The sequence below is a fragment of the Megasphaera elsdenii DSM 20460 genome (genome assembly GCF_003010495.1).
Classification (GTDB): Bacteria; Bacillota; Negativicutes; order Veillonellales; family Megasphaeraceae; genus Megasphaera; species Megasphaera elsdenii.
The window spans coordinates 819,979-845,687 of sequence record NZ_CP027570.1; the positions used below are offsets into that span (position 1 = coordinate 819,979).

At 53.9% G+C, this 25,709-nt stretch carries 23 protein-coding genes and 1 other RNA gene; 5 read left to right on the top strand and 19 right to left on the bottom strand.

The annotated features are described in order from the left end of the window. Positions 1 to 19: 19 nt before the first annotated feature. The 8 genes from C6362_RS03865 to C6362_RS03900 all read right to left on the bottom strand — a co-directional run bounded on the left by C6362_RS03865 (position 20) and on the right by C6362_RS03900 (position 6,789). On the bottom strand, positions 20 to 265 hold the full coding sequence (locus tag C6362_RS03865) for a pro-sigmaK processing inhibitor BofA family protein (RefSeq protein ID WP_014015443.1): 246 nt from the start codon (positions 263 to 265) through the stop codon (positions 20 to 22). A 7-nt stretch (positions 266 to 272) separates the two neighbouring features. After that, on the bottom strand, positions 273 to 863 hold the full coding sequence (gene recR, locus C6362_RS03870; RefSeq protein ID WP_014015444.1) for a recombination mediator RecR: 591 nt from the start codon (positions 861 to 863) through the stop codon (positions 273 to 275). Continuing rightward, complete coding sequence (locus C6362_RS03875; RefSeq protein ID WP_014015445.1) at positions 863 to 1,180, bottom strand: YbaB/EbfC family nucleoid-associated protein; 318 nt, start codon at positions 1,178 to 1,180, stop codon at positions 863 to 865. The genes recR and C6362_RS03875 overlap by 1 nt, the downstream gene beginning before the upstream one ends. 27 nt (positions 1,181 to 1,207) lie before the next feature. Then, a complete protein-coding gene (dnaX, locus tag C6362_RS03880; protein ID WP_014015446.1) occupies positions 1,208 to 3,127 on the bottom strand; it encodes a DNA polymerase III subunit gamma/tau in 1,920 nt (639 codons plus the stop codon). Positions 3,128 to 3,167: 40 nt separating this feature from the next. Then, positions 3,168 to 3,361: signal recognition particle sRNA large type (gene ffs / locus C6362_RS03885), an RNA gene on the bottom strand. Between the two features lie 177 nt (positions 3,362 to 3,538). Continuing rightward, positions 3,539 to 4,648, bottom strand: coding sequence for an OmpA family protein (locus tag C6362_RS03890; protein WP_014015447.1), 1,110 nt, complete (start codon positions 4,646 to 4,648; stop codon positions 3,539 to 3,541). Positions 4,649 to 4,782: 134 nt separating this feature from the next. After that, entirely contained in the window at positions 4,783 to 6,327 is a 1,545-nt protein-coding gene (locus tag C6362_RS03895; protein ID WP_014015448.1) for a M20/M25/M40 family metallo-hydrolase, read from the bottom strand. A gap of 12 nt (positions 6,328 to 6,339) precedes the next feature. Continuing rightward, the gene (locus C6362_RS03900; protein ID WP_014015449.1) at positions 6,340 to 6,789 is read right to left on the bottom strand and encodes a GtrA family protein; all 450 of its coding nucleotides are present in this window, start codon (positions 6,787 to 6,789) and stop codon (positions 6,340 to 6,342) included. A 143-nt stretch (positions 6,790 to 6,932) separates the two neighbouring features. On the opposite strand from C6362_RS03900, the gene C6362_RS03905 reads away from it, so the two are divergent. After that, positions 6,933 to 7,373, top strand: a complete 441-nt coding sequence (locus C6362_RS03905; protein WP_014015450.1) for a MarR family winged helix-turn-helix transcriptional regulator — start codon at positions 6,933 to 6,935, stop codon at positions 7,371 to 7,373. Positions 7,374 to 7,473: 100 nt separating this feature from the next. Here C6362_RS03905 and C6362_RS03910 read toward each other — a convergent pair whose 3' ends face one another. The 5 genes from C6362_RS03910 to dapF form a co-directional block, all read right to left on the bottom strand. Continuing rightward, the gene (locus tag C6362_RS03910) at positions 7,474 to 8,871 is read right to left on the bottom strand and encodes a GntP family permease (RefSeq protein WP_014015451.1); all 1,398 of its coding nucleotides are present in this window, start codon (positions 8,869 to 8,871) and stop codon (positions 7,474 to 7,476) included. A 193-nt stretch (positions 8,872 to 9,064) separates the two neighbouring features. Then, positions 9,065 to 9,487, bottom strand: coding sequence for an OmpH family outer membrane protein (locus C6362_RS03915; protein ID WP_014015452.1), 423 nt, complete (start codon positions 9,485 to 9,487; stop codon positions 9,065 to 9,067). Positions 9,488 to 9,503: 16 nt separating this feature from the next. Continuing rightward, positions 9,504 to 10,091 (bottom strand): hydrolase, encoded by a 588-nt coding sequence (locus C6362_RS03920; RefSeq protein ID WP_014015453.1) that lies wholly within the window; start codon positions 10,089 to 10,091, stop codon positions 9,504 to 9,506. A 29-nt stretch (positions 10,092 to 10,120) separates the two neighbouring features. Continuing rightward, positions 10,121 to 11,272, bottom strand: coding sequence for a DNA/RNA nuclease SfsA (gene sfsA, locus C6362_RS03925; protein WP_014015454.1), 1,152 nt, complete (start codon positions 11,270 to 11,272; stop codon positions 10,121 to 10,123). A gap of 247 nt (positions 11,273 to 11,519) precedes the next feature. Beyond that, on the bottom strand, positions 11,520 to 12,359 hold the full coding sequence (gene dapF / locus C6362_RS03930; RefSeq protein ID WP_014015455.1) for a diaminopimelate epimerase: 840 nt from the start codon (positions 12,357 to 12,359) through the stop codon (positions 11,520 to 11,522). 159 nt (positions 12,360 to 12,518) lie between these two features. On the opposite strand from dapF, the gene C6362_RS03935 reads away from it, so the two are divergent. Beyond that, positions 12,519 to 13,361, top strand: a complete 843-nt coding sequence (locus tag C6362_RS03935; RefSeq protein WP_014015456.1) for an AraC family transcriptional regulator — start codon at positions 12,519 to 12,521, stop codon at positions 13,359 to 13,361. Between the two features lies 1 nt (position 13,362). On the opposite strand, the gene C6362_RS03940 is transcribed toward C6362_RS03935, so the two are convergent. Continuing rightward, positions 13,363 to 15,645: a hydratase gene (locus tag C6362_RS03940; protein WP_014015457.1), complete on the bottom strand. Its 2,283-nt coding sequence runs from the start codon at positions 15,643 to 15,645 to the stop codon at positions 13,363 to 13,365. A 319-nt stretch (positions 15,646 to 15,964) separates the two neighbouring features. Between C6362_RS03940 and C6362_RS03945 the strand changes: the two genes are divergently transcribed. Genes C6362_RS03945 through C6362_RS03955 form a run of 3 tightly spaced genes read left to right on the top strand, consistent with a single transcriptional unit; the run spans position 15,965 to position 19,285 of the window. Then, positions 15,965 to 17,308 (top strand): citrate synthase, encoded by a 1,344-nt coding sequence (locus tag C6362_RS03945; RefSeq protein WP_014015458.1) that lies wholly within the window; start codon positions 15,965 to 15,967, stop codon positions 17,306 to 17,308. Between the two features lie 3 nt (positions 17,309 to 17,311). Continuing rightward, positions 17,312 to 18,307, top strand: coding sequence for an isocitrate/isopropylmalate dehydrogenase family protein (locus C6362_RS03950; protein ID WP_014015459.1), 996 nt, complete (start codon positions 17,312 to 17,314; stop codon positions 18,305 to 18,307). An 18-nt stretch (positions 18,308 to 18,325) separates the two neighbouring features. After that, entirely contained in the window at positions 18,326 to 19,285 is a 960-nt protein-coding gene (locus C6362_RS03955) for an NAD(P)H-dependent glycerol-3-phosphate dehydrogenase (RefSeq protein ID WP_014015460.1), read from the top strand. A 304-nt stretch (positions 19,286 to 19,589) separates the two neighbouring features. Here C6362_RS03955 and budA read toward each other — a convergent pair whose 3' ends face one another. The 5 genes from budA to gyrB are packed head-to-tail and all read right to left on the bottom strand — an operon-like array spanning position 19,590 to position 25,669. Next, the gene (budA, locus tag C6362_RS03960) at positions 19,590 to 20,321 is read right to left on the bottom strand and encodes an acetolactate decarboxylase (protein ID WP_014015461.1); all 732 of its coding nucleotides are present in this window, start codon (positions 20,319 to 20,321) and stop codon (positions 19,590 to 19,592) included. 25 nt (positions 20,322 to 20,346) lie between these two features. Continuing rightward, positions 20,347 to 21,726, bottom strand: coding sequence for a hemolysin family protein (locus tag C6362_RS03965; protein WP_014015462.1), 1,380 nt, complete (start codon positions 21,724 to 21,726; stop codon positions 20,347 to 20,349). A gap of 26 nt (positions 21,727 to 21,752) precedes the next feature. After that, positions 21,753 to 22,544 (bottom strand): hypothetical protein, encoded by a 792-nt coding sequence (locus C6362_RS03970; protein ID WP_014015463.1) that lies wholly within the window; start codon positions 22,542 to 22,544, stop codon positions 21,753 to 21,755. 33 nt (positions 22,545 to 22,577) lie between these two features. Next, positions 22,578 to 23,738: a pyridoxal phosphate-dependent aminotransferase gene (locus tag C6362_RS03975; protein ID WP_014015464.1), complete on the bottom strand. Its 1,161-nt coding sequence runs from the start codon at positions 23,736 to 23,738 to the stop codon at positions 22,578 to 22,580. An 11-nt stretch (positions 23,739 to 23,749) separates the two neighbouring features. Beyond that, positions 23,750 to 25,669, bottom strand: coding sequence for a DNA topoisomerase (ATP-hydrolyzing) subunit B (gene gyrB / locus C6362_RS03980; RefSeq protein ID WP_014015465.1), 1,920 nt, complete (start codon positions 25,667 to 25,669; stop codon positions 23,750 to 23,752). Positions 25,670 to 25,709: the final 40 nt, after the last annotated feature.

Here is a 25,709-nt window from a genome sequence, read left to right on the forward strand (position 1 = left end):
TATCCCCTCTTCGCGTAGGTTAAAAAAACGTGTAATACAAGGTAACCAGTACGACCCCGGGCAAGCCGAACAGGCCGATAATGAGGCCTGTCCCGATGGTGATGGGGACGTGCTGGAAGCCAAAAAGATAGCCAAAATGGTTGACACCGTACAGGACGATGAGGCCGACGACGACATTGACCAGTAAATGGCGCATCGGTGCCAAGATGAGCTTATGCACTAAGAACAGGACAAAAACGCCTGCGGCTATCCATAGATATTCCATAATACCCTCACATTTCCTGCCGATTGGCAACGGCACCAGCCAGCGTCGCTTCGTCAGCATATTCAATGTCGCCGCCCATGGGAAGCCCGCGGGCAATGCGGGTCACGCGGATGCCGGCCGTCTTGATGAGGCGGGCCAGGTATAACGCCGTCGCTTCGCCTTCTACGTCAGGATCGGTAGCCAAGATGACTTCCTTGACCGTCGTATTCCCCAGACGCTGCAGGAGCTCGCGGATACGCAGGTCTTCGACGTTGACGCCGTCTAAAGGCGATAAGGCCCCGTGCAGGACGTGATATAAGCCGTGGTAATCGCCGCTGCGTTCAATGGCCTGGACATCCTGCGGCGTTTCGACGACGCAGATCGTCGAGCGGTCGCGGCTGATGTCGCTGCAAATCGGGCACGGATCCTGGGACGATAAGTTGAAGCAGACCGAGCAGAAGTGCATATTCGCTTTGGCATCGCGGATAGCATCGACAAATTCGTCGACACGGCTGGCCGGCTGCTGGACGATATAGTAGGCCAGCTTGCGTGCCGTCTTGACGCCAATGCCGGGAAGGCGGCGGAACTCTTCCGTCAGCTTATCTAATGGCGTATCCATTAAAACATGCCCGGCAGGTGCATGCCACCGGTGATCTTGCTCATTTCCTGAGCCATCATATCGTCCACTTTCTTGTTGGCTTCATTGACGGCAGCGACCATGAGGTCTTCCAGCATTTCAGCGTCTTCCGGGTCGATGATGCTCGGGTCGATGTGGACGCTTTCGACGTTCTTTTCACCGTTCATGACGATGGTCAGGACACCGCCGCCGACGGTCGCTTCGACAGTGCGTTTCTTCAAATCTTCCTGCAGTTTCTTCATTTCTTTCTGCATTTTCTGTACTTTCTTCATCATACCTTGCATATTTCCACCAAACATTTGTTTTCCTCCTAATTTTGTGTAAACTTATTTTTTATTTTCTATATATATATTACAGTCTCCTACGTTTTTAAGCAATGGTCCCAAGGCGGCTCGTTCGGCTTCATCCATATCCTCGATGGAAGCCGGTTGCCATGCCGTTTCATCGCTGGAACTAGCTGCTTCTTGAGATGGCGCAGGAACTGGAATATCCTCTTCGGGCAGCGGTTCAGGTTCCGCCGGCCGGGTCAGGTTACTCTTTTTTTTTTCGTACCCATCCAGTTCGGCATCACCTTCCAAAAAGCCCTGCATGTGGTACGTACCGCCCAGTATCTGGGATAAGGCAGCATCGGTAAACTTATAGTAATCTTCCCGGTTGGCCCTTTTCACCATGAAGGCCGTCTTAAAGGCGACGATGACCTGGCCTTCGCCGATGTAAACGACGCGGCCGTTGCGAATACAGGACAAGACGGCTTTCTTCTTTTCTTTATCGAGAATGGCGCACATCTTTTTCCAGACGTCCTGGTATTCGGCCGATGCGACAGGCTGCGCTGCCGGGGACGGTGCCGGAGCGGGTACGTTCGCAGCCGGAGCGGCCGCCTTCACGGGCTCGGGCCGGGGCGGTGCCGGTGGCACAGGCGGACGAGCAGGCTGGGGCATAGCGGCCGCAGCTTCCTGTACCGGTGCCTGGCCAACGGTGGGTCCAGGTGAAGTAAACTCTTCTTCTGGAAAGGGAACAGCTTCTTCCAGGCCGTAGCCGCCGCTGTAATCGTCCTCTTCCGGAACTGGGACGACTTCCGGCTTTTCTGCCACAGCAGTTTTAGCCGGTTTAGCCGGAGCCTTGGCGGCAGAAGCCGCTGCAACGGGGACAACGGGCGGCTGATTCAGCTGCCGCGCTGCCATGAGCAGCCCCATTTCCACGGCAATGCGCGGAACCGGCGACGTCTTGGCCGTCAGCAGTGCCTGCTGTAAAATGGCCAGGACTTGAAAAACTGCCGCTGGCGTCCATTCGCCAGCCTGTTTACGCAACTCGTCGAGGCAGTCGTCGTAAGCCGAAAGGGTGTCGGAAGATGACGCGGCCTGGCAGAGCATGACGGCCCGCAAATGAGCCAGCAGCTCCATCAAGATGACCCGCGGCTCCTTGCCCATATGGATGACGTCGTCGACAGCCTTGATGATGACATCGCCTTGGCCGTCGAAAATGGCCTGAGCCAGGGAAAACAGCCAGTCTTTGCCGATGAGGCCTAGCAAATCGCGGACGACGCCTTCGTCAATGGTACCGCTCGTGTTGCTGACGCACTGGTCGAGCATACTCAAAGCATCGCGCATGCCGCCGTCGGCCTGGACGGCCAGGATATGGGCAGCACCTTTGGTCAGGTCGATCTGTTCCTGTCCGGCCACATAGAGCAGGCGTTTGGCAATATCCTCGCTGGTAATACGCCGGAACTCATAACGCTGACAGCGCGACAAGATGGTCATGGGAATCCGTTCCGGCTCCGTCGTCGCCAGGATGAAGATGACATGGGCCGGCGGTTCTTCCAGGGTCTTCAGAAGGGCATTGAAAGCTTCTGTCGTCAGCATATGGACTTCATCGATGATGTAAATCTTCTTATGGCCTTCAGCCGGCATGAATTTAATCGTTTCCCGCAAGGTGCGGATGTCTTCGATGCTGCGGTTGGAAGCGGCATCGATTTCGACGACATCCAGGGACTCGCCGCTCATGATGTGGCGGCAGACTTCACATTCATTGCACGGGTGGGACGTCGGCCCGTGGACACAGTTCATGGCCCGGGCAAAAATTTTAGCCGTGCTCGTCTTGCCCGTCCCGCGGGGACCGGAAAACAAGTAAGCATGGGCTACTTTGTCCGTATCTATCGCTTTTTGCAGGGTTTCCGTGATATGGGACTGGCCGACGACATCTTCAAAATCCTTCGGCCGCCATTTGCGGTATAATGCAATATATGCCATGAGTCTTTCCCTTCCGTATACGAAAAAAAGCAGCTAACCGCTGCTTTTACCAACTGAAAAGTACTCGTGTATGATAACCCGCCAGGTTTCCTCGTGGCACATGGAAAGGTCTACTTATTGCTGCTTCCTCTCGGACCTGACAAGGTTCATAGGTTCCCATTGCACAAGCCCCGGCGGATTACCACGCACCAGTACTTTTATTAAGTTAGCTACATTATTATATCGTGAAAACAGAAGTTTGGCAAGGATAAATTCCCTTTTTGAGGGAATTTAGTGGTTAGGGGCTAGTGGTTCGTGGCTAGCATCTTGTAGGAGGCACCACGTGCGAGCCCCTACAGAAAAAAAGAAGCTGTCGCTATGCGACAGCTTCTTTTTCACTAGCCACGAACAACTAGCCACGAGCCACTAAACTTAGTGATTCTGCCAGATATCTACGCGGCGGTTGTCAGCGCGGCCCTGTTCGGTGTCGTTGGTGCTGACGGGGTCCGTTTTGCCTTTGTAGTCGAGCTGCATCTGCGAAGCCGGTACGCCCTGGCTTTCAGCATATGCTGCTACGTTATCTACGCGGCGTTTGGAAAGGTCATCGTTGTAAGCGTTGGAGCCTTTGGCATCGGTGTTGCCGACGAGTTTGAACGTATCGCTAGGGTTTGCTTTAGCAACCTGGACGAAGTGGTCCATCTTAGCGCGTTCGGAAGCGAGCGGCTGGTCTTCGTCGAAGCCGAAGTGAACGCTTTCAACGTAGTAGTCGTTCTTCTGGACCGGCGTTTCAACGACCGGTGCCGGAGTCGGTTCCGGTGTGTAAACCGGTTCCGGAGCCGGGGCTTCTTCTTTGTGGCCGCCGCCGAAGCGATAGGAGAGGCCAGCGATGAAGCCTTTGTAGGAGATGTTAGCGTCGTCTTTCAATGCACCAAATGTGTTGTCGCCTTCATCAGCCAATTTGGTGTTCAAGTAACGATAGCCAGCGCTGATGTCGAGGTCCGGTGTGATGCTGTAGCCGAGGCCAGCTTCCCACATGGTCGTCTTCTTAGTGCCGACAGCGCCTTTAGCGTAGAAGTCGAGGTTCTTAGCCAGGGGAGCTTTGGCGATCAAGCCGATCTGAGCGACGTTATTCGTCTGGCTAACATCTTCACTTTCGTTCTTAATGCGGTTCCAGCCGGCGAAGGCAGCGAAGTTCTTGTTGATGGAGTAAACGAGGTTTACTTCGTGTTCATCGCCATCAGTCTTGTAGTTGTCATGGTCCCCGTTGTACTTGGTTTTGAGGCCATAGTAGTTGTACTGCAAGCCCCATTTGTCGGTAAGGCCATAGCTCAAGCCGCCCTGGAAGTTCCATTTAGAGTCCGTTTTTTCCTGGAAATCGCTGTCTTTCCAGTTGCTGGAGTCAACTTCTGCTTTCGGGTTCCAAGCGCCTAAATCGAGCTGCCACTGTCCCTGGTTCCACTGCGTCTGCGGCGTAGCGAAAGCAAAGGAAGTAGCGCAGGCTGCCATGACTGCAGCCAATACTAAAGATTTCTTTTTCATCATAAATCCCAGCTTCCTATTGGTATTTAATAGTGCCACCTATGACATTATTATGTTCTAGTATATCATATCATTGTCACAAATGGGTTACATTATTTCATGCTTTTTAGTAATGTCTTGACCGACCATCATACATTTTATAATTCAGCCTGGCCGACGTAAGAAATGATGGTATCGAGGATATGAGGCAATTTCTGCGATACGCTTTCAATATGGACGCGTTCTGTCCGTTCGTGCAAGTCCTTGCCCCACGGTCCCAGGAGGAGGAAGGGAATCTGCAATTTTTTCAAACTTTCCAAGTCAAAGGGATAGGCTTTGCCCCAGAGGAGCAAGTTCTTTTCGACCATGCCTTCGTCAAAATCGGGGTCGACGCAGCAGTAACTGCAATCGGAAACGCCGTTGAAATAGCGTTCAAAGCGGACATCCATCATCGAGGAAATCTTTTCCAGCAAGCCTGTAAAGGCCGGCGTCGGGAAAGACAGGCTGTCGGCTGCCGGATAATAAGGTGGCGCAAAAGCGACGACGGCCATCGGCGCCGTCATGCCCGTGAAATCGAGAATCTGCTCCAAGAGGTGTATCGTTTCTTCGGCATAGGTGCTGCGCCCGTCTTGCAGGGCGACGAAAGAAGCCTGTTTAGCCGCTTCATAGAAGACGTCGAAGCCGGGGTAGGCCGCAGCCTGCTGCAAGAGCTCATCGGCACTGCAGACGGAGACGGGCAGATTGCTGCCCATGGTCTGCTGCAAGTCATGGACGGCCCGCCGCGTTTCTTCCAAAAGGACATACATGACATCGTCCGGTGTCTTGTCGTAAGTTAGCAGGTTCAGGGCGGCAGCTACGCGCTGGGGCAGGGTCACGTCGTACCGTTCCTTGCGGTCCCGCAGATAGACCCAGGCCGGCGGCGGCGTCTGTTCACCATCGCAGCTGTCGGTCAGTTCCCGGCTGCCTTCGGTCGCCGCGATGAGGTGGGCCAGGACGCCGACGGGATTCATGCCTTTATCATAGCAGCCGATGTGGACTGGTTTGCCCTGGACCAGGACGACGGGCAGGATTTTGCCGACAGAACCGGTGTAAGCCACGAGTTTCCCCTGTTCTTTATGGTTCGGTTCGCTGTCGATGAGGATATCGTAGATCAGGCCATAAGAAGAACGCAATTCATTGAGCAGGGTAATGGCCGTCCGCATGCCGGCCGAATACGTTTCTTCATCAGGCAGGGATAAATAAATCAGGCTGGCCTTGCCCGGATGGGCTGCATAATCCTCAAAGACGGCTAATTGCGCAGCCGCGCCGCCTTTCATGTCACAGGAGCCGCGGCCAAAGAGCCACTCCCCGCTTTCCCAGTCCCGGCGCACGTCCTCACTGAGCGGAGCCCGTTCCAGTGCCTTATACAGCCCTTGCGGGTCAAAGGCCTGGTCCCGCAGATAGCCATAGGACTCTACGTCGACGACATCGTGATGATTCATGAAAATGACCGTATGGCCCGTACTGCCGCGGACGAGGCCGTAGACGACAGACCGCTGGCAATTATCGTCGGGTACGTGGATGAGGCCGCTGGCGACGTCATCGAGATGAGAAAAGAACTGCTGCAGGTATAATTCCATCTGTCGTTCTTTAGGCGTATTCGTCTCGCTGTCAATATGAATCATATCTTGTAAAATTTCCATAACGCGTGCTGCTCGTGCCATAGAGACACCCCCTTACTTAAAAATCCATTTCTTACGCGACACATAATTCCAAACGGTAACGATGGCACTGGCCATGATTTTCGACACCATCGGATTCAGCCCTAAAATAGCCGGTGACGTAAACAGCCACATGAGCAGGAGATTCCAGCCCAGGCCGATGGCACTGACAACGAAGACCAGGGACACTTCCGTCCCGCGGTGATAGCGGCTGCCGCTGTCGAAGACAAAGCGGTTACAGAGCACATAATGATATAGAGTCGACGAGGCAAAAGCCAGGGTCGTCGCAGCCAGGACGGTCTGCGTCTGCATCGAAAACACAGCACCGGCTGACAACAGCCGGAAGAAAATATAAAAAAGCGACCATTCCAAGAGAGCCGCCGAGCCGCCGACGAGAAGGTACATGAAGATTTTCATATACTCGTTATTGGTATAATCAAAGCCAAAAATCTGCTTGCGTTTCATAAAACCCTTCCTTTGCATGTTTTCACATTTATTATACGGCAAGGCAAAAATAAAAGCTACTTACTAGATAGATATGCAAAAATATGATAAAATGTAAACTAATTAGGAATACGAAATATTGTCAGAAGGAAGGCAGATATCCTGTGGATTACACGAGATGCATTAATTTTTTGCTAACCATTTCACAACATGAAGTCTTTTTGATCTTCTCCGAAAACCTTTCCGAGTTCGGCATCACACCGGGACAATACGGCGTCCTGGCCTGTCTCTGGAAAGATGAAACGCTGACGCCGAAGGAAATTGCCAACATCCTGCGCGTCGAAAACTCCACCATTTCCGGCGTCCTCGACCGGATGCAGAAGCGAGGCCTCATCGACCGCATCCTCGACCCCAATAACCGCCGCAGCATCCGCGTCAAACCGACGGCTGCCGGCATGGCCATCAAAGAACCGGTCCAGAAGCGTATCGAAGAACTGAACGACATGGTCTTTAAAGATTTTAAGCCAGAAGAGCGGGAGGAACTACTGAACCTGCTCACACGCATCGGAAAAGTCTGTGCCGCTGATTTGAAAGAAGGGAAATGAAAAAGGCGCTGTCCTCGAAGACAGCGCCTTTTTGAGTGGTTAGTGGCTAGTGGTTAGCATTTGTAGGGGCCGTCCCAAAGGGCGGCCCGCTAATAACCAATCATACAATACCAGTTAACATGTAGAAGAATACGCCGAAGAAGGCGACGACTACTTTCAAGAGGGTAATGGCGAACATATCCTTATAAGCTTCGCGATGAGTCAGACCGCAGATAGCCAAGGTCGTGATGACAGCACCGTTATGGGGCAGGCTGTCCATACCGCCGGAAGCCATGGCTGCAATACGGTGGACGACTTCAGCCGGAATACCGACAGCAGCTGTTTCTGCCAGGAAGTGCTGACCAAAGATATCGAGGGCGATACTCAAACCACCGGAAGCAGAACCGGTGATACCAGCCAGGATGTTGACCATCAAGGCGACGTTGAACAACGGCATGCCCTGGCCGATACCGAGGAGGGCATCAGCGACTTCCATGAAGCCCGGCAAGGACGAAATTACGTTGCCGTAACCAACTTCGGAAGCCGTGTTCATGATAGCCAGCAGAGAACCGAGAGCGCCGGCATTAAGAGCAGCTTTGACGCTGGTGTTCTTGGACATGAATTTGCGGCCCGTTGCAGCGGCGATGATGATAGCAGCCAAGAGGCCGAGGACCAGGGCCCAGATAGCGACGACATTGTGGACGCCTTTAGCCAACAGGGGCACGTTCATGGCGCGGAACGGTTCTAATAAGGATTCATCCCACTGGAAAATCATGGAGAAGTAGAAGTTCAGGACCAGGACGACGATGAGCGGAATGATGGACAACTGCCAGGGCGGAAGAGAAGCTTCCGGATCGATGACCGTTTCATTGAGGGTATGGTTGCCATAGCCTTCGCCGGAACGGGCCATCTGTTTGCGGCGAAATTCGAGGTAAATGAAGCAGAGGACGATCAATAAAGTACCGCAAATCAAACCTAAGATTGGAGCGGCAAAAGTCGTCGTTCCCAAATAAATCGTCGGGATGATGTTCTGGATCTGCGGCGAACCAGGATAGCAGTCCATGGTAGCCGTGAAGACGCCGGCAACGAAGCAGGCCGGAATCAAACGTTTCGGAATATCAGCTTCGCGGAACAGAGCGGCAGCGAAGGGATAAACAGCAAAAGCACAGACGAACATGGAAATACCGCCATAGCAGAGGATCATGCAGGCGAAGACGACGGCGAAGACAGCCTTATCTTTCCCGATGAGCTTGATCGTTTCCATAGCGATACTGCGGGCCATGCCCGTTTCTTCCATGACCTTGCCGAAAACGGCACCGAGGAGGAAGACCGGGAAGAAGGATTTGATGTAGGTAACGGCTTTAGCCATGAACAATTCCGTATACCCCGGTAAAATCGGCAGCCCCGAAAAGCTGGCTGCAAAGAGGGCGAAAATCGGCGCAAACAAAATAACCGAAAATCCGCGATAAGCAAATGTGACAAGTAAAAATAAACTTAGGACGATAGCAACAATTTCCATCTACTTGTTCTCCTTTTCTTTTAGTTTCCGAATGACTCATTTCGTACCCTTATCATACGTTAGAGCCATAGGGAATAAAAGATAACGCCCTAAGACAACCTTTGCGCTTTTTGCCCGTTTTGGAAATTCCATGAATGCAAAAGGACTTGCCGCCATGCGACAAGTCCTTTTAAGTGGTTAGTGGCTATGGGTATTATTTCAATTTAGCAGCGACGTCTTTGGTGATGTCCTGGGCCTGGCCGATGACGACGGAGCCCGAGAGGACGACGTAGTCCAGGCCTTTTTCTTTCTGGACGGCCTGAGTCTTAGCGAGGATATCCTTTTCCAAGGGCGAGAACAGGGCGATGCGCTGCTGGTTCAGTTTGGTGTTATATTTCTGTACCAGTGCCTGCTGAGCGGCCTTGTCGTTGGTCTTTTTTAATTCTTTCTGGAAATCCTGCTGAGCCGATTTGACGTCGGACTGCCAAGCAGCCATGGTCTTAGCGTACTGCGGATGCTGCTGCAAGAGAGCACCGGCATTGATCGTGCCCAAGCCCGATGCGAAGGATGCGCCGGCAGCGCTGAGGGTCAGCATGGCTGCGGCTACAGTGGTCATCATCATTTTACGTAATTTCATAGTGGTTTCCTCCTATTTATTCTTCTACGCCTGTCAGTTCCAGACATTCCTTGCGGACGCCGTCTTCACAGGAGCGCATAGCTAAAATCGTCTTTTCAAAGAGGTCGTTCAAGTCCCAGCCCAGGGTTTCTGCCCCCTGTTTGATGACATCCCGGGAACAGCCAGCGGCGAAGCGCTTATCTTTGAATTTCTTCTTCAGGCTCTTGACTTCCATGTCTTTCGTGCTCTTGGACGGACGCATTTTGGCGGCAGCCCAGATGAGGCCCGTCAATTCGTCGGCCGCGAAGAGGACTTTTTCCATCAAGTGTTCCGGTGCGACGTCGACACAGATGCCATAGCCATGGCAAACGACAGCGTGGATGAAAGCGTCGTCGGCATCGATTTCTTTCAACAGTTCCGGCGCCTTTTTACAGTGCTGGTCCGGATATTTTTCAAAATCCACATCGTGGAGCAGGCCGACGAGTCCCCAGAAATCGACGTCGTCGCCATAGCCCAGTTCCTGGGCATACCAGCGCATAACGCCTTCGACGGTCAGAGCATGCATGATGTGAAACGGTTCCTGATTATATTTTTGCAATAAAGCCAATGCTTGTGCGCGTTCCATGTCTTTATCTCCCCCTAGCAAATTGTGATTTACCCCATTATAGCATAAAAAATAGACGAGTCTAGGCGGTTCATGCGGAAATCTTCGACAATCTGGATGAAGGGCCGGTAATGGATGGGATTGACCGTAAAGCCGAAGAGATGGGACGGACACGTACAGTCCGTGCAGCCAAAGCCGTCGATGGACCAGTCGGAAACGGCGCCGACGGCCCGTGCCAGGTCGTGTTCCAGGTCATCGGCCGTCCGGATGGGCAGGGCGGCGACGACGTCCGCTTCCTGCCGCAGGTAATCGATATGCCAGTGCATCTTCTTGCGCTTGCGGCTGTGCCGGGCCAGGCGGGCAGCCAGGTTCTTCCGGGCCGACCCGGTATAGACATAGTAGCCGGCCGGGAAATGGAAGCTCCCTTTGGAACCGATGACGATATCCTTCGTTTCTGGCAGGTGCAGGATGAATGTATAATCACCGCCGTCGTGATTCTCCCGTTCCAGGATAGCCTGGGGATACGCTAACACACCGGCTACGCCGGGCCGGGAAAAGGAGCCGTCCCAGTGCAGGGCTAGGGCTTTCCAGTCCAGGTGCGGTGCCGCTTCATAAAAGGCCTGGGCAAAGGCCGGATCCGTATGATAATCCGGCAGGAACCAGCGGGCCCGGTCCCAATGGACCAAGAACAAGACGCCCGTATGGATGCCCTGACGACTCATGGCGGCTAGTTCCAGGATATGCTTTCGGCCCCGTTCGGTGACGGCATCGGGGAACATGGCGCCGTTTCGGCTGAAAAGGGTACACGACTTGACTTCGACGAAAAAGCGTTCTTCTCCCCGTCCCAGGAGGAGGTCGAAGCGGCTGTCGCCGACGGTGACTTCCCGGCGGATGAGGTCCCAGTCTTCCCAGCCGGGGATGCGGTGTTCCTGGACCAGCCAGGCCGCCGTATCATTATTGTACTGCGTATCGAGCAGAATCGGGATGCCGTCGCGCTCGATGCCGACGACGTCGTAAGCCGTCCGCCGCTTGGGATTGGCTGCCGGCCGGATATAGACAGCGACGCCGGGAAAGAGCAGTTCCCACATGCGGCCGGGATTGGGCATATGGCAAGTCACGATATCCCCATCCAAAGCGACATGGGCGATGAAACGGTTGGGCCTGTCGATAAAGGCCCCCTTGCGGATAGAAAACATGTCCATTTTTTTCTCCTGTCTGTGAAAAAAGGCGCTGTCGCATGAAGACAGCGCCTTTTAAGTGGTTAGTGGTTAGTAGCTAGTAGATAGTAGCCCTTTTTAGTGATTCGTATTTTACAGTGTAGGGGGCACCACATGCGAGCCCCTACGAACTGCAGAACGCATTATTCACAAGATTCAGGCGGGACGCCTTTTAGGCGTCCCCTACGAACGGCTGACTGCTAGCTGCTAACAGCGGGCCGCCCCGCGGTCCCTACGCTTCCAGCCAGTCGCCGGTGAAGGTGACGGCGGCCGGGCCGGTCATGTAGACGTTGCCGTCTTGTTCGTTGTATTCGATGTGCAGCGTGCCCAAGTAGAGCTGGACGTCGACGCTGCGGCCGGTGAAGCCGTTCAGGAAAGAGCCGACGGCGCAGGCGCAGGAGCCGGTTCCGCAGGCCAGGGTGGCCCCGGCACCGCGTTCCCACGTATGGACTTTGATGGTGTGGTCGTCGATGACCTGGACGAAGTTCATGTTGGTCTTGCGCGGGAAGGCTTTATACGTTTCAAATTTCGGGCCCAATTCATGGAGATCGACGGCATCGACATCCTTGACGTAAGTCATGGTGTGGGGGACGCCCATGAGCAGGCTGGTGATCTTATAGGTCTTGCCGTCAATGTCGATGGGTTCATCGATGACCGGACCCGACGGGCCTTCCATGGGAATCTGGGCGCGGTCGGTAAAGGGTTTGCCCATGTTGATCGTGACCAGGCTGACTTTGCCGTCGTCGCCGACAGTGACTTTCGGTTTCATGATGCCCGCCAGGGTTTCGACAGCAAATTCTTTCTTGTCGATGATGCCGTTGTCGTAGACGTATTTGGCAAAGCAGCGGATGCCGTTGCCGCACATTTCCGCTTCACTGCCGTCGGCATTGATGATGCGCATGCGGACGTCGGCTTTATCGCTCGGCACGATGACGATGATGCCGTCGGCACCGATGCCCGTATGAGGGGCGCACATCTTGATGGCCAGCTGGGAAAAATCCTTGTCAGCGCCGTTCTTATCTTCCAAAAAGACGAAGTCATTGCCTAAACCGTGCATTTTTACGAATTTCATAGTTGAGTCCTCCATAAAAAATATCTATTTCTGATTTCATTGCTTACTTGAATCCTTACAGTTGTTATTATACAATAGCGGAAAGTGGCAAATATATGAAAATAATGCTGTTTATATTGCAAATCCTGTTATACGCATATCAGGCGAGGTGACACGGCCATGGCTCAGAAAACCGGTTATTTAGCAGAAAAACTGAAACTCTTCCATCTCTCGGACAAGCGGCAGTGGACCTGCCCCTATCATTATCACGACTTCGACAAGATTACCCTTTTCTTCCGGGGCCATGTGTCGTATGACGTGGAAGGGACGGCTTACGACCTGCAGCCCTTCGACATCGTCGTCATCCCGGCCGGCAGGATCCACCGCCCCATCATCTATGGCGATGCCGTCTACGAACGCATCATAGCCTATATTTCTCCATCTTACTTACAGGGCTATGAACGCCGCGGCTGTCCGGCCGGGCAGATATTCACGCGGGAAAACGCACCCATCCTGCGCCAGCCCCAGGAAGCGGACAATTTATACAATGTATCGTGCCGCCTGCGCCGGGCCTGGGCCGACATGGGCCCGGAAAGCCCGCTCCTGCAGGAAACGCTGTTTACGGAGTTCATGATCCACCTAACGCGGGCCCTGCAGAAAGACAAGCTCCACGTCGTCCAGAAAGGCCATCAGAATGAAAAGATACGCCGCATCCTGGCCTATATCGAAGAAAACCTGAGCGGCGACCTGTCCATTTCCAGCCTGGCCGCGGCCTTTTTCATGAGCCCCGATTACCTCATGCACCTCTTCAAGGCCGAGACGGGCATGACCGCCGCCAGCTACATCACGACGAAACGGCTGCAAAAAGCCCGCCACCTCATGCAGGAGGGGCGGGCTTTGACGGAAATCTGCTATGACTGCGGATTCACCAATTATTCGACGTTCTACCGGGCCTGGAAAAATCACTACCACACGTCCCCAAAAGAAGGAAGCCGCGCTTTTCCCGACAGTTTCGATGAATGAATCAGCGTTTTTTATTATAATTGATGAGGCAGCCGGCTTTGACAATCTTCTTTTCATCGTCCGTCATGGGAGCGATGTACAGCGACAATTCGCACAAGTCCTTGCCGACGACATAGGCCTTGATGGCTTTCATATCGCCGTCGAGGGCTTTTTTGACGTCCGGTACATAGATGTAATCGCCGATTTCAAAGTCCGGTTTGCCTTCCATCTGGAAGGGCAGCATACCCCAGTTGATGACGTTGGAACGATAGCGCTTGGTCGCATATTCCTGGCAGATGTTGGCCAGGCCGCCGAGGACGCGCTGGCAGCTGGCAGCCTGTTCGCGGGCTGAACCGTCGCCGGGCTTGATGCAGTAGATCATGCTGCCGATTTCTACGTCTTTCATGGAAACGTCGCCGAAATGAGCGCGCAAGACGGCAAAGACGTCTTTCAAGGCCGGATCGACACCGGCCGGGCAGTCGCCGGCCAGGCGGGCCCGTTCAACTTTGTCGACGGCTTTGGCCCGGCCGACGTATTCCGGATCGCGGCGGGACAAGGTAAATTCCGCCAGGCCCAGGGGATTGGACCGGTACGACGACGTTTCGCCAGACGGGATGAGTTCGTCTGTCGTCGTGACCGGGTCGAGGATTTTCGAGCAGACCTTGAGCAGGACCGAATCGGCCAGGGGTTCCATGTCCGGCCAATCCTTGATGTTCGGGCCATAGACCAGGGAAGCGCCTTCATCGGCCTGGCCGAAGCCCTGGTAGACGCGGGTAGCATAGGGCTGGTCATCGTAATCGTAAGGTGTTTCGACGTAGTCGTCCATATAACCTTCGGCCGAGGTCAGGACGCCGCCATTGGCTGCTGTCGCGGCGATGGAACGGGCATCCATGAGGGCGACGGAAGCGAACTGGCCGTTGCCCGGCTTGGAACCTTCGCGGTTCGGGAAGTTACGCGTCGTATGGCGGATGCTGAAGGCATTATTGGCCGGCGTATCGCCTGCGCCGAAGCAGGGGCCGCAGAAAGCCGTCTTGAAGATGGCACCGGCTTCCAGGAGAGAGGCGACAGCACCTTTGCGGACCAGGTCGAGGTAGACCGGCTGCGACGACGGATAGACGTCGAGGGTGAAATTGCCATTACCGCAGGAAGCCTGTTTCAGGATGTGGGCGGCAGCCATGACATTGCTGTAGTTGCCGCCGGCACAGCCGGCGATGACGCCCTGCTGGACCTGGAGTTTCCCGTTCTGGATCTTATCGGTCAGGCTGTATTTCAAATCTTTATTGCTCATGCGGCCGTTGATGGCTTCTTCTGTTTCGTGGAGGATATCTTCCAGATTGGCATTGAGCTCATCAATAATAAAGGCGTTGCTGGGATGCATGGGCATGGCAATCATCGGCTTGATCGTGCTCAGGTCGATGTAAATCATACCGTCATAGTAGGCGACGTCGGCCGGATTCAATTCCTTATAGGCATCGCCGCGGCCGTGCTGGGTTAAATAGGCCTTAGTGTCTTCATCGGTCCGCCATACCGACGACAGGCAGGTCGTCTCCGTCGTCATGACGTCGACGCTGTTGCGGTAATCCGTCGTCATGGAAGCGACGCCAGGACCGACGAATTCCATGACCTTGTTCTTGACATAGCCGTTCTTGAAGACGGCACCGACGATGGCGATGGCAATGTCGTGCGGGCCGACGGCCGGGCTCGGTTTCCCCGTCAGGTAGACGCCGACGACGCCAGGATAGGCGATATCATAGGTATCGCACAAGAGCTGCTTGACCAGCTCGCCGCCGCCTTCGCCGACGGCCATGGTCCCTAAGGCGCCATAGCGCGTATGGCTGTCGGAACCGATGATCATGCGGCCGCAACCGGCCATCTTTTCACGCATGTACTGATGAATGACGGCAACGTGAGGCGGAACGAAGATGCCACCATATTTCTTGGCTGCCGACAAGCCGAAGACGTGGTCGTCTTCATTAATCGTGCCGCCGACGGCGCAGAGCGAATTGTGACAGTTTGTCAGCACATACGGGAGCGGGAATTTTTCCATTCCCGAGGCTTTTGCCGTCTGGATGATGCCGACAAAGGTAATGTCATGGGAAGCCATGGCATCGAACTTGATTTTCAAGTGTTCCATGGACCCTGATGTATTGTGATTTTTCAAGATAGAATAGGCGATGGTCCCCTTCCGCCCTTCTTCTTTCGAAATAGTCTTGCCTGTGAGCTGTCTGAGTTTGGCCACATCCTGTTCCGGTACGACATCTGTCCCGTGAACCAGGTACGCGCCTCCATCATATAACTGAATCATTCCAAGCCCTCCTTTGTCACCGCCTGGGCGATGGCTTTTCTCATCGTGAAAACAATGCAATCCATTTTCACAATATAAAAATTTAAGCATTTCAGTAAATATTATATCATAATTAAAACGGCCATGGCTACCCTTAAAACGTTTTATACTTTACGCGATTTTCATTTTACTTTCTCCATAATTATGCTATAATAACTTATACTTTGTAGGAATATGTTAAAAATTATTCCCAAAATAAAATTTATGAATATTCGTAGATAACCGATATTTTATAAGTTATTCTTCCATATTCATACTTGCAGGAAAGAGAGGAATCATCTTGGACAAAAATATTTATTTAGCCCAGTTTTATGGCAAGTCACAGAACTACACACAGATTCCCCGCGAATGGTTCACCAAGTACGGCGTAAAGCGCGGCCTGCGCAATGAAGATCATACTGGCGTCCTCGTCGGCCTGACCCGCATTGCCGATGTCGTCGGCTACCAGCGCGACGAAAAAGGCCAAAAAGTCGATTGCGACGGCGTCTTGTACTATCGCGGCATCGACATTCGCGAGCTGGCTAAAGTGGAAAATTATAGAGGCTATTTATACGAAGAAGCCAGCTTTCTCCTCCTCTTCGGTTATTTGCCGACTGAAGATGAACTGAATGCCTTCTGCAAGGTTTTACAAAACGGCTACGACCTGCCGGACGACTTCCTGGAAATGAACCTCCTGCGCCTGCCCGGCAAGAACTTAATGAATAAACTGCAGCACGCCCTGCTGACCCTCTATAACTACGACCCCGACCCGGATAACACCGACGTCTACCAGACCCTCCGAAAGGGCTTGAACATCATGAGCAAGCTGCCGTCCATCGCGGTCTATGCTTATATGTCCAAAGTCCATTATTACAACCGCAAGAGCCTGGTCATCCACTATCCCCGCAAAGACTATTCGACGGCTGAAAACATCTTGTCCATGCTGCGGCCGGACAGCAAGTTCACGCCGAAAGAAGCGCAGCTCCTGGATCTCCTCTTATTTCTCCACGCCGACCACGGCGGCGGCACGAACTCGACGTTCACCAATATCGTCGTCTCGTCGACGGATACGGACCTCTACTCCAGCATGGCCAGCTCTGTCGGCGCCCTCAAGGGACCGCGTCACGGCGGCGCCAATATCCGCGTCTCCCTGATGATGGAACAAGTCATCGACGCCATCGGCATTAAGGCCACAGATGAACAAATCGTCGACGTCATCCACCAGATACTCAATAAGAAATTCAAAGGCTGTCACGATGGCCTGGTCTACGGCTTCGGCCACGCCGTCTACACCTTGTCGGACCCGCGCGCCGAAATCATGCGCCACTACTGCGGCATCCTGGCCAAGGAAAAAGGCATGACCGATATCTTCCGCTTCTACAACCGCTTCGAAAAGCTGGCCATGAAGACCTTGAAAGAAGAAAAAGGCGTCAACATGTGCAGCAACGTCGATTATTACAGCGGCTTCGCCTACAATATGCTGGGCATCCCGCGCGACCTCTATACACCGCTCTTCGTCATCAGCCGTATGGTCGGCTGGCTGGCCCACAACATCGAACACAAGCTGTATGATAACCGTATCGTCCGTCCGGCAGCGAAATACGTCGGCGACCTGATGGATTATATTCCCAGAAAGGACAGATAAATCATGAAGACAATTACCGTATTCAAAGGCGACGGCATCGGCCCGGAAATCACCGACGCTGTTCTGCAGATCCTCGACGCCGCCAAGGCTCCCCTTTCCTATGAAATTTTCAACGTCGGCGCTGCCGAATATGAACGCCACGGCGCCCTCATCCCGGACGACGCTTTCGCTTCGTTTGAAAAGACCCGTCTCCTGCTGAAATCGCCAATCACCACGCCTATCGGCAAGGGGTTCCGCTCGCTCAACGTCACGCTGCGCAACAAATACGACCTCTATGCCAATATCCGTCCGGCCAAATCGAACACAGCCGTCAAGACGCCCTTCCCCAACGTCGACATCGTCACTTTCCGGGAAAACACGGAAGACCTGTACATCGGCGTCGAATACAAGATGAATGAAGACACGGTCCACGCCATCAAGCTCATCACCCGCAAGGCCAGTGAACGCATCATTAAGGCCGCTTTCGACTACGCCGTAGCCCATGGACGCAAAAAGGTTACCTGCGTCCATAAGGCCAATATCCTCAAGATGAGCGACGGCTTGTTCCTCGACATCTTCCACACCATCGCCAAGGATTATCCGCAAATCGAAAGCGACGACAAAATCGTCGACAACACGTGCATGCAGATGGTCATGCGTCCGGAACAGTTCGATATCATCGTCACGCCCAACCTCTATGGCGACATCCTGTCCGACCTGACCAGCGGTCTCATCGGCGGCCTGGGCCTGCTCCCGTCCATGAACGTCGGCGACGACTATGCCATGTTCGAAGCCGTCCACGGCAGTGCCCCGGATATAGCCGGTAAACACATCGCCAACCCGACGGCTCTCTTGTGGTCGGCCTGCATGCTCCTGGAATATATCGGCGAAACGGCTATTGCCGCCAAGATCCGCAAAGCCGTCGACGAAGTCCTGGCCGAAAAACAGCATCTGACACCGGATTTGGGCGGCAGCGCCACGACGGAAGAATACCGCGACGCCGTCATTGCCAAACTGTAAGCTCAAAGGAGGTATTCCATGAAGATTACCGTCTTAGGCTGCGGCCGCTGGGGCAGTTTCCACGCCTGGTACGCCGACCACATCGGCCATGACGTCACCTTGTGGGGCCGTCCCGGTTCGCAGCACTTGCAGGAACTTTTAGAGACCCGGAAGAACGAATACCTGAGCCTTCCCGCTTCCATCTCGTTGACATCGGACCTGAAGGCCGCCCTGGACGCTGCCGATATCTGCATCATCTCCATCAGCGCCCAGCAGCTGCGCTCCTTTGCCCGTCAGCTGAAAGCAGCCGGCTTTGCCCCATCCCTGCCCTTTGTCCTGGCCATGAAGGGCCTGGAGGAAGGGAGCGGCAAACGATTGACGACGGTCATGGCCGAAGAACTGGAACCGGCCGTACGCACGGCCGTCTGGGTCGGTCCGGGCCACGTCCAGGATTTCATCAGCGGCATGCCCAACTGCATGGTCATCGCCTCGGCTGATGAAGGCCTGACCCATTTCTTAGTCGATACCTTCACCAGTCCCCTCATCCGCTTCTACTATGGTCAGGACCTATTAGGCATCGAAATCGGCGCTGCCGCCAAGAACGTCATGGGCATCGCCGCCGGTATGCTCGACGGCGCCCATCTGACCAGCCTGAAAGGGGCCCTCATGGCCCGCGGCGCTCACGAGCTCTCGGTCCTAGTCGCCGCCATGGGCGGCCAGGCCATGACCGTCTACGGTCTGAGCCACCTCGGCGACTACGAAGCGACCCTCTTTTCCCTGCACAGCAATAACCGCCGCTTCGGCCAGGACTTCATCGAAGGCAGGCCCTTCAAAAAACTGGCCGAAGGCGTCAGCACGACCGAAGCCCTCCTCGACTTATCCCAAAAATACGGCGTAGAACTGCCCATTACGGCAGCCGTCCATGCCATCATCAAAGAAAAAAAGGACCCCCACGAGGTCCTGAAAAATCTATTTCTCCGTTCTACTAAATGTGAATAATAAACTTGACGTAATTTAGCGGAAAGGGTAAAATAAACATGAAAAAGGTGCTGTCCGTAACGGGTCAGCCCCAAATAGCACTAAAGAATAATCGCCTTACTGCTTGGAGATGCAAAGGCGATTATTTTTTATTTAAAACCGTAAATAAGACAATCAGAAGTAACAATGTAATATTCAGATGATCCATGGGCCTCGCCCCATTTCTGGGTCTTAAGTAACCGCCTATTGTTCGTGACAACACCGGATGATATTATACGAAATAAAAAATAACCTGTCAAAAAAATGCTAATGACAGGTTATTTTTTTATTTCCCTTGTTCAATCTGTTTGATTTCTTCCTGTGAAGCTGCTGTCAGGTCACCTCGTTCGAACTGCTTGTTATGAGGCATGTCGAGGATGAAGCGGTCGGCTTTGTTGAAGATGACCCGGCCTTCTTCCAGATCCAGGTCAAAGACGTGGCCGCCTTTTTTCCGGTCCGCTGAAATGAAGTGGGAATGCCAGCCCGACGTATTGACACCGCTCAAGTAGTCGGGAATGTAAATCCCGATGAGGCTGCCGTCTATATTTTCAAAGGTAAAGCGGCGTTCATCCGTTTCCAGGACTTTGGCAAAGGGCTTATAAGGCTCCTGCTGCTCCAGCTCGGTCCGGGCCGACACACGGCGGAAATGACCGTCGATGCGGACGATGTAGACGTCGTTGATGCCCAGCCGGCGGACATGTTCCGTCATGATTTCTTTCAAGGCTTCAATCGAAGGCTGATGTTTCAGCAAGACTGGCTCCTGCTGCCGCAGCCACGTTACCGTCGCGAAGGGCGTTGTATCGGTCTGAGCCGCTTCTACTGCCGATCCGTCGCCTAAGACGCGGTAGGCGTGGCCGTCGATGACGATGAGTTCACCGGCTACGGCATGAAACGTGCCCAGCCCCGTATCTCCATGGAGCAGCAGTGTTTCCATATCCGTGCTGCCGTAATAATTGCCGCGGGCCAGGGCCTGCAGCGTAGACACCTGGTAAATGGCCTGGCGTTCTTCTCTTTCCATATAACCTTCCTTTCTTAAAGGCTGACTATTTTTCATTGCCCTTCTCCGCTTTTTCATCGCTATCCGGGATTTCCTTGCGGGTCACTAAAATCTTATCGACCCGCAGGTTATCCATATCCATGACTTCAAAAGTGAAATTTTCCCATTCATACGTATCGGTTTCCCGCGGGATGCGGCCTACGCCATACGTCATGAGGCCGCCGAGGGTCTTATAGAGGTCCTCGTCTTCTTCGGGCAGGTCCTCTTCGATGTCGAAGAAGTCCTTGAACTCTTCAATGGTCAGCAGGCCTTCCATGAGCCATTCATTGGGACCGCGCTGGATGATGCGGTTCGCTTCTTCTTTCTTTTCTTCTTCACCGGCCGGCATGATGCCTACTAATTCTTCCAGGATATCGTGCAGCGTCAGGATGCCGCTGAAATTGCCGTATTCATCGAGAACGGCGACTTCATGGACACTGTGTTCGCGAAAGACGTGGACGACCTTCATGATGTCCATGGATTCGGGAATATAAATCGGCTTGTGGACGCTCTCTTCAACGATAGCTGTCAAAGAAACGTCCTTTTCCTTGCGGACAGCTGCATAGTATTTCTGAAAGATTTCGCTGACGGAAATCATGCCGATGAAATCATCCAGGGAACCCCGGCCTACGGGCAGGGTATTGTGATTGAAGGCCACCAGTTCCTGCATCATCGTCTCTTCCGGGTCCTCGACGTCAATCCAATCGACCTGGGTCCGGTTGGTCATGATATCGCCGACGTCCATATCGGCCAGGCGGAAGACGCGGTCTACCAGTTCCGGCTCTTCTTTTTCAAAGGCCCCCAGTTCGACGCCCTGTTCCAGGAGCAGCTTGATTTCATCTTCTGTGACGGGCAGGACTTCTGGCTTGTTGACGCCCATGATTTTCGTGACCACTGCCGTCGACCAGGACAGGATCCAGACGACCGGTGTACAGAGGACGGAAAAATAGAGCATCGGCCGGGCCAGGAGACAGGCGATTTTTTCCGGTTTGTCGATGGCAATGCGCTTGGGTACGATTTCACCGAGGATGATCGTCAAATAGGTGATGAAGGCGACGATGCCCGTCAGGCTGATCGTATAGGCATAATTTTCCAGGCCGGGGATCTTGGCGACGTATTTCGACAAGGGCCCGGCCATTTCCGTGCCCCCGTAGACACCGGTGAGCAGGCTGACCAGGGTAATGCCGAACTGGACCATGGAAAACATCTTATTCGGATTTTCACGCAGTTTCAGGACGATGGCCGCCGATTTGCTGCCTTCATCGGCCAGGGCTTCCAGCCGCGACTGATGGCAGCTGACGATGGCCATTTCCAACAGCGAAAAGATGCCATTGCCAAAAATCAGCAAAATGATGACGATAAATTGTTTCCCTAGGGAAAACTCCACAATAGATACACCCTCCTTTTACCTCGCTACCACCAAGGACCGACGCCGATGCCGATGCCACCGTGGTGGTGCCAGCCGCCGCCCCAGCCAATGCCGATGCCGACGCCGACACCGGGTCCACTGTGGGACGATTCACTCCCATGACGGTCGGCTTCGTCGACGATGGTAAGGGTCTTGGTCACAGTCCGTACAGTATCACCGATCTTCACGTCGATGACCAGGTCGGTCTTGCCGGCCTGCAGCGGATGGATATTCATTTTTTCCGTAATATCGGCGATTTTGGTATTCAAACTCGTCGCTTTGACGTCATAAGGAATCATGCCCGGTACGTGGACGCGGATGATGCCGTAGCTGCCCAGGGGAATCTTTTTCGGATAGACGACGACTTCGACTTTGTCCATGAGTTTTTCCGTATTGCCGTAGATAAGGGCCGCATCATCGCCGGCCTGCAGTTTCCAGGCACAGCTTTCATCCTTGGCGACGAAATAGTTGCCCATGAGGACGTGAGATGCCGTATCATAGGCCTTTACATGATAGAAGTAATCGCCGACGAGGTTCTTATCGACGCGGAAATAGTAGCTGCCAACGAGTCCCGTCGTCTGGGACGGCAAATTCTGCAGCAGTCCCGTGACCTTATCGTAGGTACTCCCTTTCAGGATGTAAAAGTCATTGAGGTTCTTGACATTGACCGTCGGGTCTGTCAGGACGATGGCTGCCGCTTTTTCAGTACTGCCAGCTGCCGGCGCCTCTGCAGCCAGGGCGGTCATGGCCGTGACGGTGAAACAAAGACTGGTCAAGAGTATTTGCCATTTTTTCATCGAAATCCCCTCCCATACACAGGGTAAAGCAGATCATTTTTTCAAGATAGAAATATTTTCGAGCCGTTCCATAGCCTTTTCCAGGGTTTCGTCGCGGACGGCGAACTGCAGCCGCGCCAGGTGATGGACCGGTTCGATGAAGAACGTCGACGCCGGCACCAGGGCGACGCCGACTTTTTCCGCCAAATCCCGGCAGAATGCCTCATCGTCGTCATAGCCATAGCCGCCGATATCGACGAGCATGTAGAAAGCCCCTTGCGGTACATTATGGCCGATGCCGATATCATCGAGGCGCTTCATGACGAAATCCCGCTTGCGCGTGTACATGGCCCGCAGACCCTGGTAATAGTCCGGCCCGAAACGAAGGCCCGTGATAGCCGCTTCCTGCAGCGGACTGGGCGCGCTGATGGTCAGGTAGACGTGGAGCTTCTTGATGGCTTCCGTGATTTCCGGCGGAGCAAAGATATAGCCCAGGCGCCAGCCCGTGATGGAATACGTCTTGGACAAGGAACCGCAGCAGAGGGTCCGTCCGTACATGCCGGGCAGGGTCGAAAAATACGTATATTCCGTCGGTTCATATAGGATGTGTTCATAGACTTCGTCGATGACGACGAAAGTATCGTATTTTTCAGCCAGGCCGGAAATGACCATCAACTCGTCACGGCTGAAGACCTTGCCGCAGGGATTGGACGGGTTGCACAGAAAAATGACTTTCGGCCTCTGTTTAAAAGCCGCTTCCAGTTCATCGCCATCAAAAGTATAGTCCGGTTCCCGCAGGGAAACGTAAATCGGTTCGGCGCCGCAGAGCAGGGCATCCGTGCTGTACGCTTCGTAAAAAGGCGAAAAGAGGATGACTTTATCGCCAGGGTCGACGAGGGTCATCATGGCTGCCATCAAGGCTTCCGTCCCGCCACAGGTGACGACGACTTCTTTTTCCGGGTCGATAGTCTGTCCCGTGAACTGCCGGCGGCAGTCGGCCATGGCCTGGCGCAGATTGGCTGCGCCAGGGTCCATACTGTACTGATGAGGTCCTTCCTGAGCGACCTGGCTGAGGCGGTCGCACATGGCCTGAGGCGGCGGGAAATCAGGGAACCCTTCAGCCAGGTTGATGGCTCCGGAAGCTTCGGCAATGCGCGACATCCGGGCGATGACCGATTCTGTGAACAATTCGATTTTTCGGGAAAGTTTCGGCATAATGTCTCCTCTTATAAATCCAGGTTGCGGACTTTCTTGGCGTTTTCTTCGATGAACTTGCGGCGTGGTTCGACTTTGTCACCCATGAGGACCGAGAAAATGCGGTCCGCTTCGGCAGCATCTTCCAGTTCGACTTTGAGCATCGTCCGGTTTTCCGGGTCCATCGTCGTTTCCCACAACTGTTCCGGGTTCATTTCGCCCAGGCCTTTGTAGCGCTGGACGACGACGCTGTTGTTATCGCGGCCCAGTTCATCGAGCTTGGCCTGCATCGATTCATCCGTATAGAAATACCAGACCTGTTTGCCCTTACGTACCTGGTAGAGCGGCGGCTGGGCGATATAGACGTGGCCATCCGTGATGAGGGGCTTCATGAAGCGATAGAAGAAGGTCAGGAGCAGCGTCCGGATGTGGGCGCCGTCGACGTCGGCATCGGTCATGATGATGATCTTATCATAACGGCGTTTGCTCAAGTCAAATTCCTGGCCGATGCCCGTACCGAAAGCGGTAATCATGGAACGGATTTCATCATTGGCCAGGATCTTGTCGAGGCGGGCTTTTTCGACGTTGATGATCTTGCCGCGCAAGGGCAGGATGGCCTGGAAACGGCGGTCACGGCCCTGCTTGGCACTGCCGCCAGCCGAATCCCCTTCGACCAGGTAGATTTCCGTCTGGTCCGGATTCTTTTCCGAGCAGTCTGCCAATTTACCGGGAAGGCTGCTGATTTCCAGGGCATTCTTGCGGCGCGTCAGTTCCCGGGCACGACGGGCGGCCTGGCGGGCGCGGGACGCAGAAATAGTCTTGGTGATGATAGCCTTGGCTTCGGACGGATGTTCTTCAAAAAATTCCTTCAAGCCATCTGAAATGATATTGTCGACGATGCCCTTGACTTCGCTGTTGCCCAGCTTGGTCTTGGTCTGGCCTTCGAACTGCGGTTCCCGGACCTTTACGCTGATAACGGCCGTCAAGCCTTCGCGGACGTCTTCGCCGGACAAGTTGTCTTCATTTTCCTTAATGATACCCGCACTGCGGCCATAATCGTTGATGGTACGCGTCAGGCCGGACCGGAAGCCGCTCAGGTGCGTGCCCCCTTCTTCGGTGAAGATATCGTTGACGAAGGTCAGGATATTTTCGCTGTAGCCGTCGTTGTACTGCATGGCAATATCGACGATGACCTTATTCTTTTCGCCGTCGACGTTGATGATCGTCGGGTTGACGGCCTGATGGCTCTGGTTGAGAAATTCGACGAACGATGTCAGGCCGCCTTCGTAGCAGTAAACTTCGCTCTTGCCTTCGCCGCGCTTGTCAGTCAGCGTGATGTGCAGGCCTTTATTGAGGAAGGCCAGTTCGCGCAGGCGCGTCTTCAAAGTATTGAAATCATAGACCGTGTCCGGGAAGATTTCGTGGTCCGGCTTGAAGGAAACTTTCGTCCCCGTTTCTTCGCCAGCTTCCAGGGGACGGATTTTCCGGAGCGGTTCGTCCGTCACGCCGCGGGTGAAAGAAATGCCCCATAAGTAGCCATCGCGCTTGACCTGGACCTTCGTCCAGACACTGAGAGCGTTGACGACGGAAATACCGACGCCGTGGAGGCCGCCGGAGATAGGATAGCCGTCGCCGCCGAATTTCCCGCCGGCATGGAGGACAGTCAGGACGACTTCGACAGCGGGCTTGCCGATCTTATGCATGGCTACGGGGATACCACGGCCATTATCGACGACAGTAATGCTGTTATCTTCCTGGATCGTCACTTCGATGTGCGTACAATATCCGGCCAGGGCTTCGTCGATACTGTTATCGACGACTTCGTAGACCAGATGATGAAGGCCTCGTGTCGATGTACTGCCGATGTACATCCCAGGCCGTTTGCGGACGGCTTCCAAGCCTTCCAATACTTGAATCTGTTCGGCACCATATCTAGCTTTGTCTTTCGACATAGAGATTCTCAACTCCTGTTTCTTGCAATTTTAGTGATCC

Bases quoted from the DNA above. Each gene is read 5' to 3' on its own strand.
- C6362_RS03865 (WP_014015443.1), bottom strand. From the start codon at position 265: ATGGAATATCTATGGATAGCCGCAGGCGTTTTTGTCCTGTTCTTAGTG.
- recR (WP_014015444.1), bottom strand. From the start codon at position 863: ATGGATACGCCATTAGATAAGCTGACGGAAGAGTTCCGCCGCCTTCCC.
- C6362_RS03875 (WP_014015445.1), bottom strand. From the start codon at position 1,180: ATGTTTGGTGGAAATATGCAAGGTATGATGAAGAAAGTACAGAAAATG.
- dnaX (WP_014015446.1), bottom strand. From the start codon at position 3,127: ATGGCATATATTGCATTATACCGCAAATGGCGGCCGAAGGATTTTGAA.
- C6362_RS03890 (WP_014015447.1), bottom strand. From the start codon at position 4,648: ATGATGAAAAAGAAATCTTTAGTATTGGCTGCAGTCATGGCAGCCTGC.
- C6362_RS03895 (WP_014015448.1), bottom strand. From the start codon at position 6,327: ATGGCACGAGCAGCACGCGTTATGGAAATTTTACAAGATATGATTCAT.
- C6362_RS03900 (WP_014015449.1), bottom strand. From the start codon at position 6,789: ATGAAACGCAAGCAGATTTTTGGCTTTGATTATACCAATAACGAGTAT.
- C6362_RS03910 (WP_014015451.1), bottom strand. From the start codon at position 8,871: ATGGAAATTGTTGCTATCGTCCTAAGTTTATTTTTACTTGTCACATTT.
- C6362_RS03915 (WP_014015452.1), bottom strand. From the start codon at position 9,487: ATGAAATTACGTAAAATGATGATGACCACTGTAGCCGCAGCCATGCTG.
- C6362_RS03920 (WP_014015453.1), bottom strand. From the start codon at position 10,091: ATGGAACGCGCACAAGCATTGGCTTTATTGCAAAAATATAATCAGGAA.
- sfsA (WP_014015454.1), bottom strand. From the start codon at position 11,272: ATGGACATGTTTTCTATCCGCAAGGGGGCCTTTATCGACAGGCCCAAC.
- dapF (WP_014015455.1), bottom strand. From the start codon at position 12,359: ATGAAATTCGTAAAAATGCACGGTTTAGGCAATGACTTCGTCTTTTTG.
- C6362_RS03935 (WP_014015456.1), top strand. From the start codon at position 12,519: ATGGCTCAGAAAACCGGTTATTTAGCAGAAAAACTGAAACTCTTCCAT.
- C6362_RS03940 (WP_014015457.1), bottom strand. From the start codon at position 15,645: ATGATTCAGTTATATGATGGAGGCGCGTACCTGGTTCACGGGACAGAT.
- C6362_RS03950 (WP_014015459.1), top strand. From the start codon at position 17,312: ATGAAGACAATTACCGTATTCAAAGGCGACGGCATCGGCCCGGAAATC.
- C6362_RS03955 (WP_014015460.1), top strand. From the start codon at position 18,326: ATGAAGATTACCGTCTTAGGCTGCGGCCGCTGGGGCAGTTTCCACGCC.
- budA (WP_014015461.1), bottom strand. From the start codon at position 20,321: ATGGAAAGAGAAGAACGCCAGGCCATTTACCAGGTGTCTACGCTGCAG.
- C6362_RS03970 (WP_014015463.1), bottom strand. From the start codon at position 22,544: ATGAAAAAATGGCAAATACTCTTGACCAGTCTTTGTTTCACCGTCACG.
- C6362_RS03975 (WP_014015464.1), bottom strand. From the start codon at position 23,738: ATGCCGAAACTTTCCCGAAAAATCGAATTGTTCACAGAATCGGTCATC.
- gyrB (WP_014015465.1), bottom strand. From the start codon at position 25,669: ATGTCGAAAGACAAAGCTAGATATGGTGCCGAACAGATTCAAGTATTG.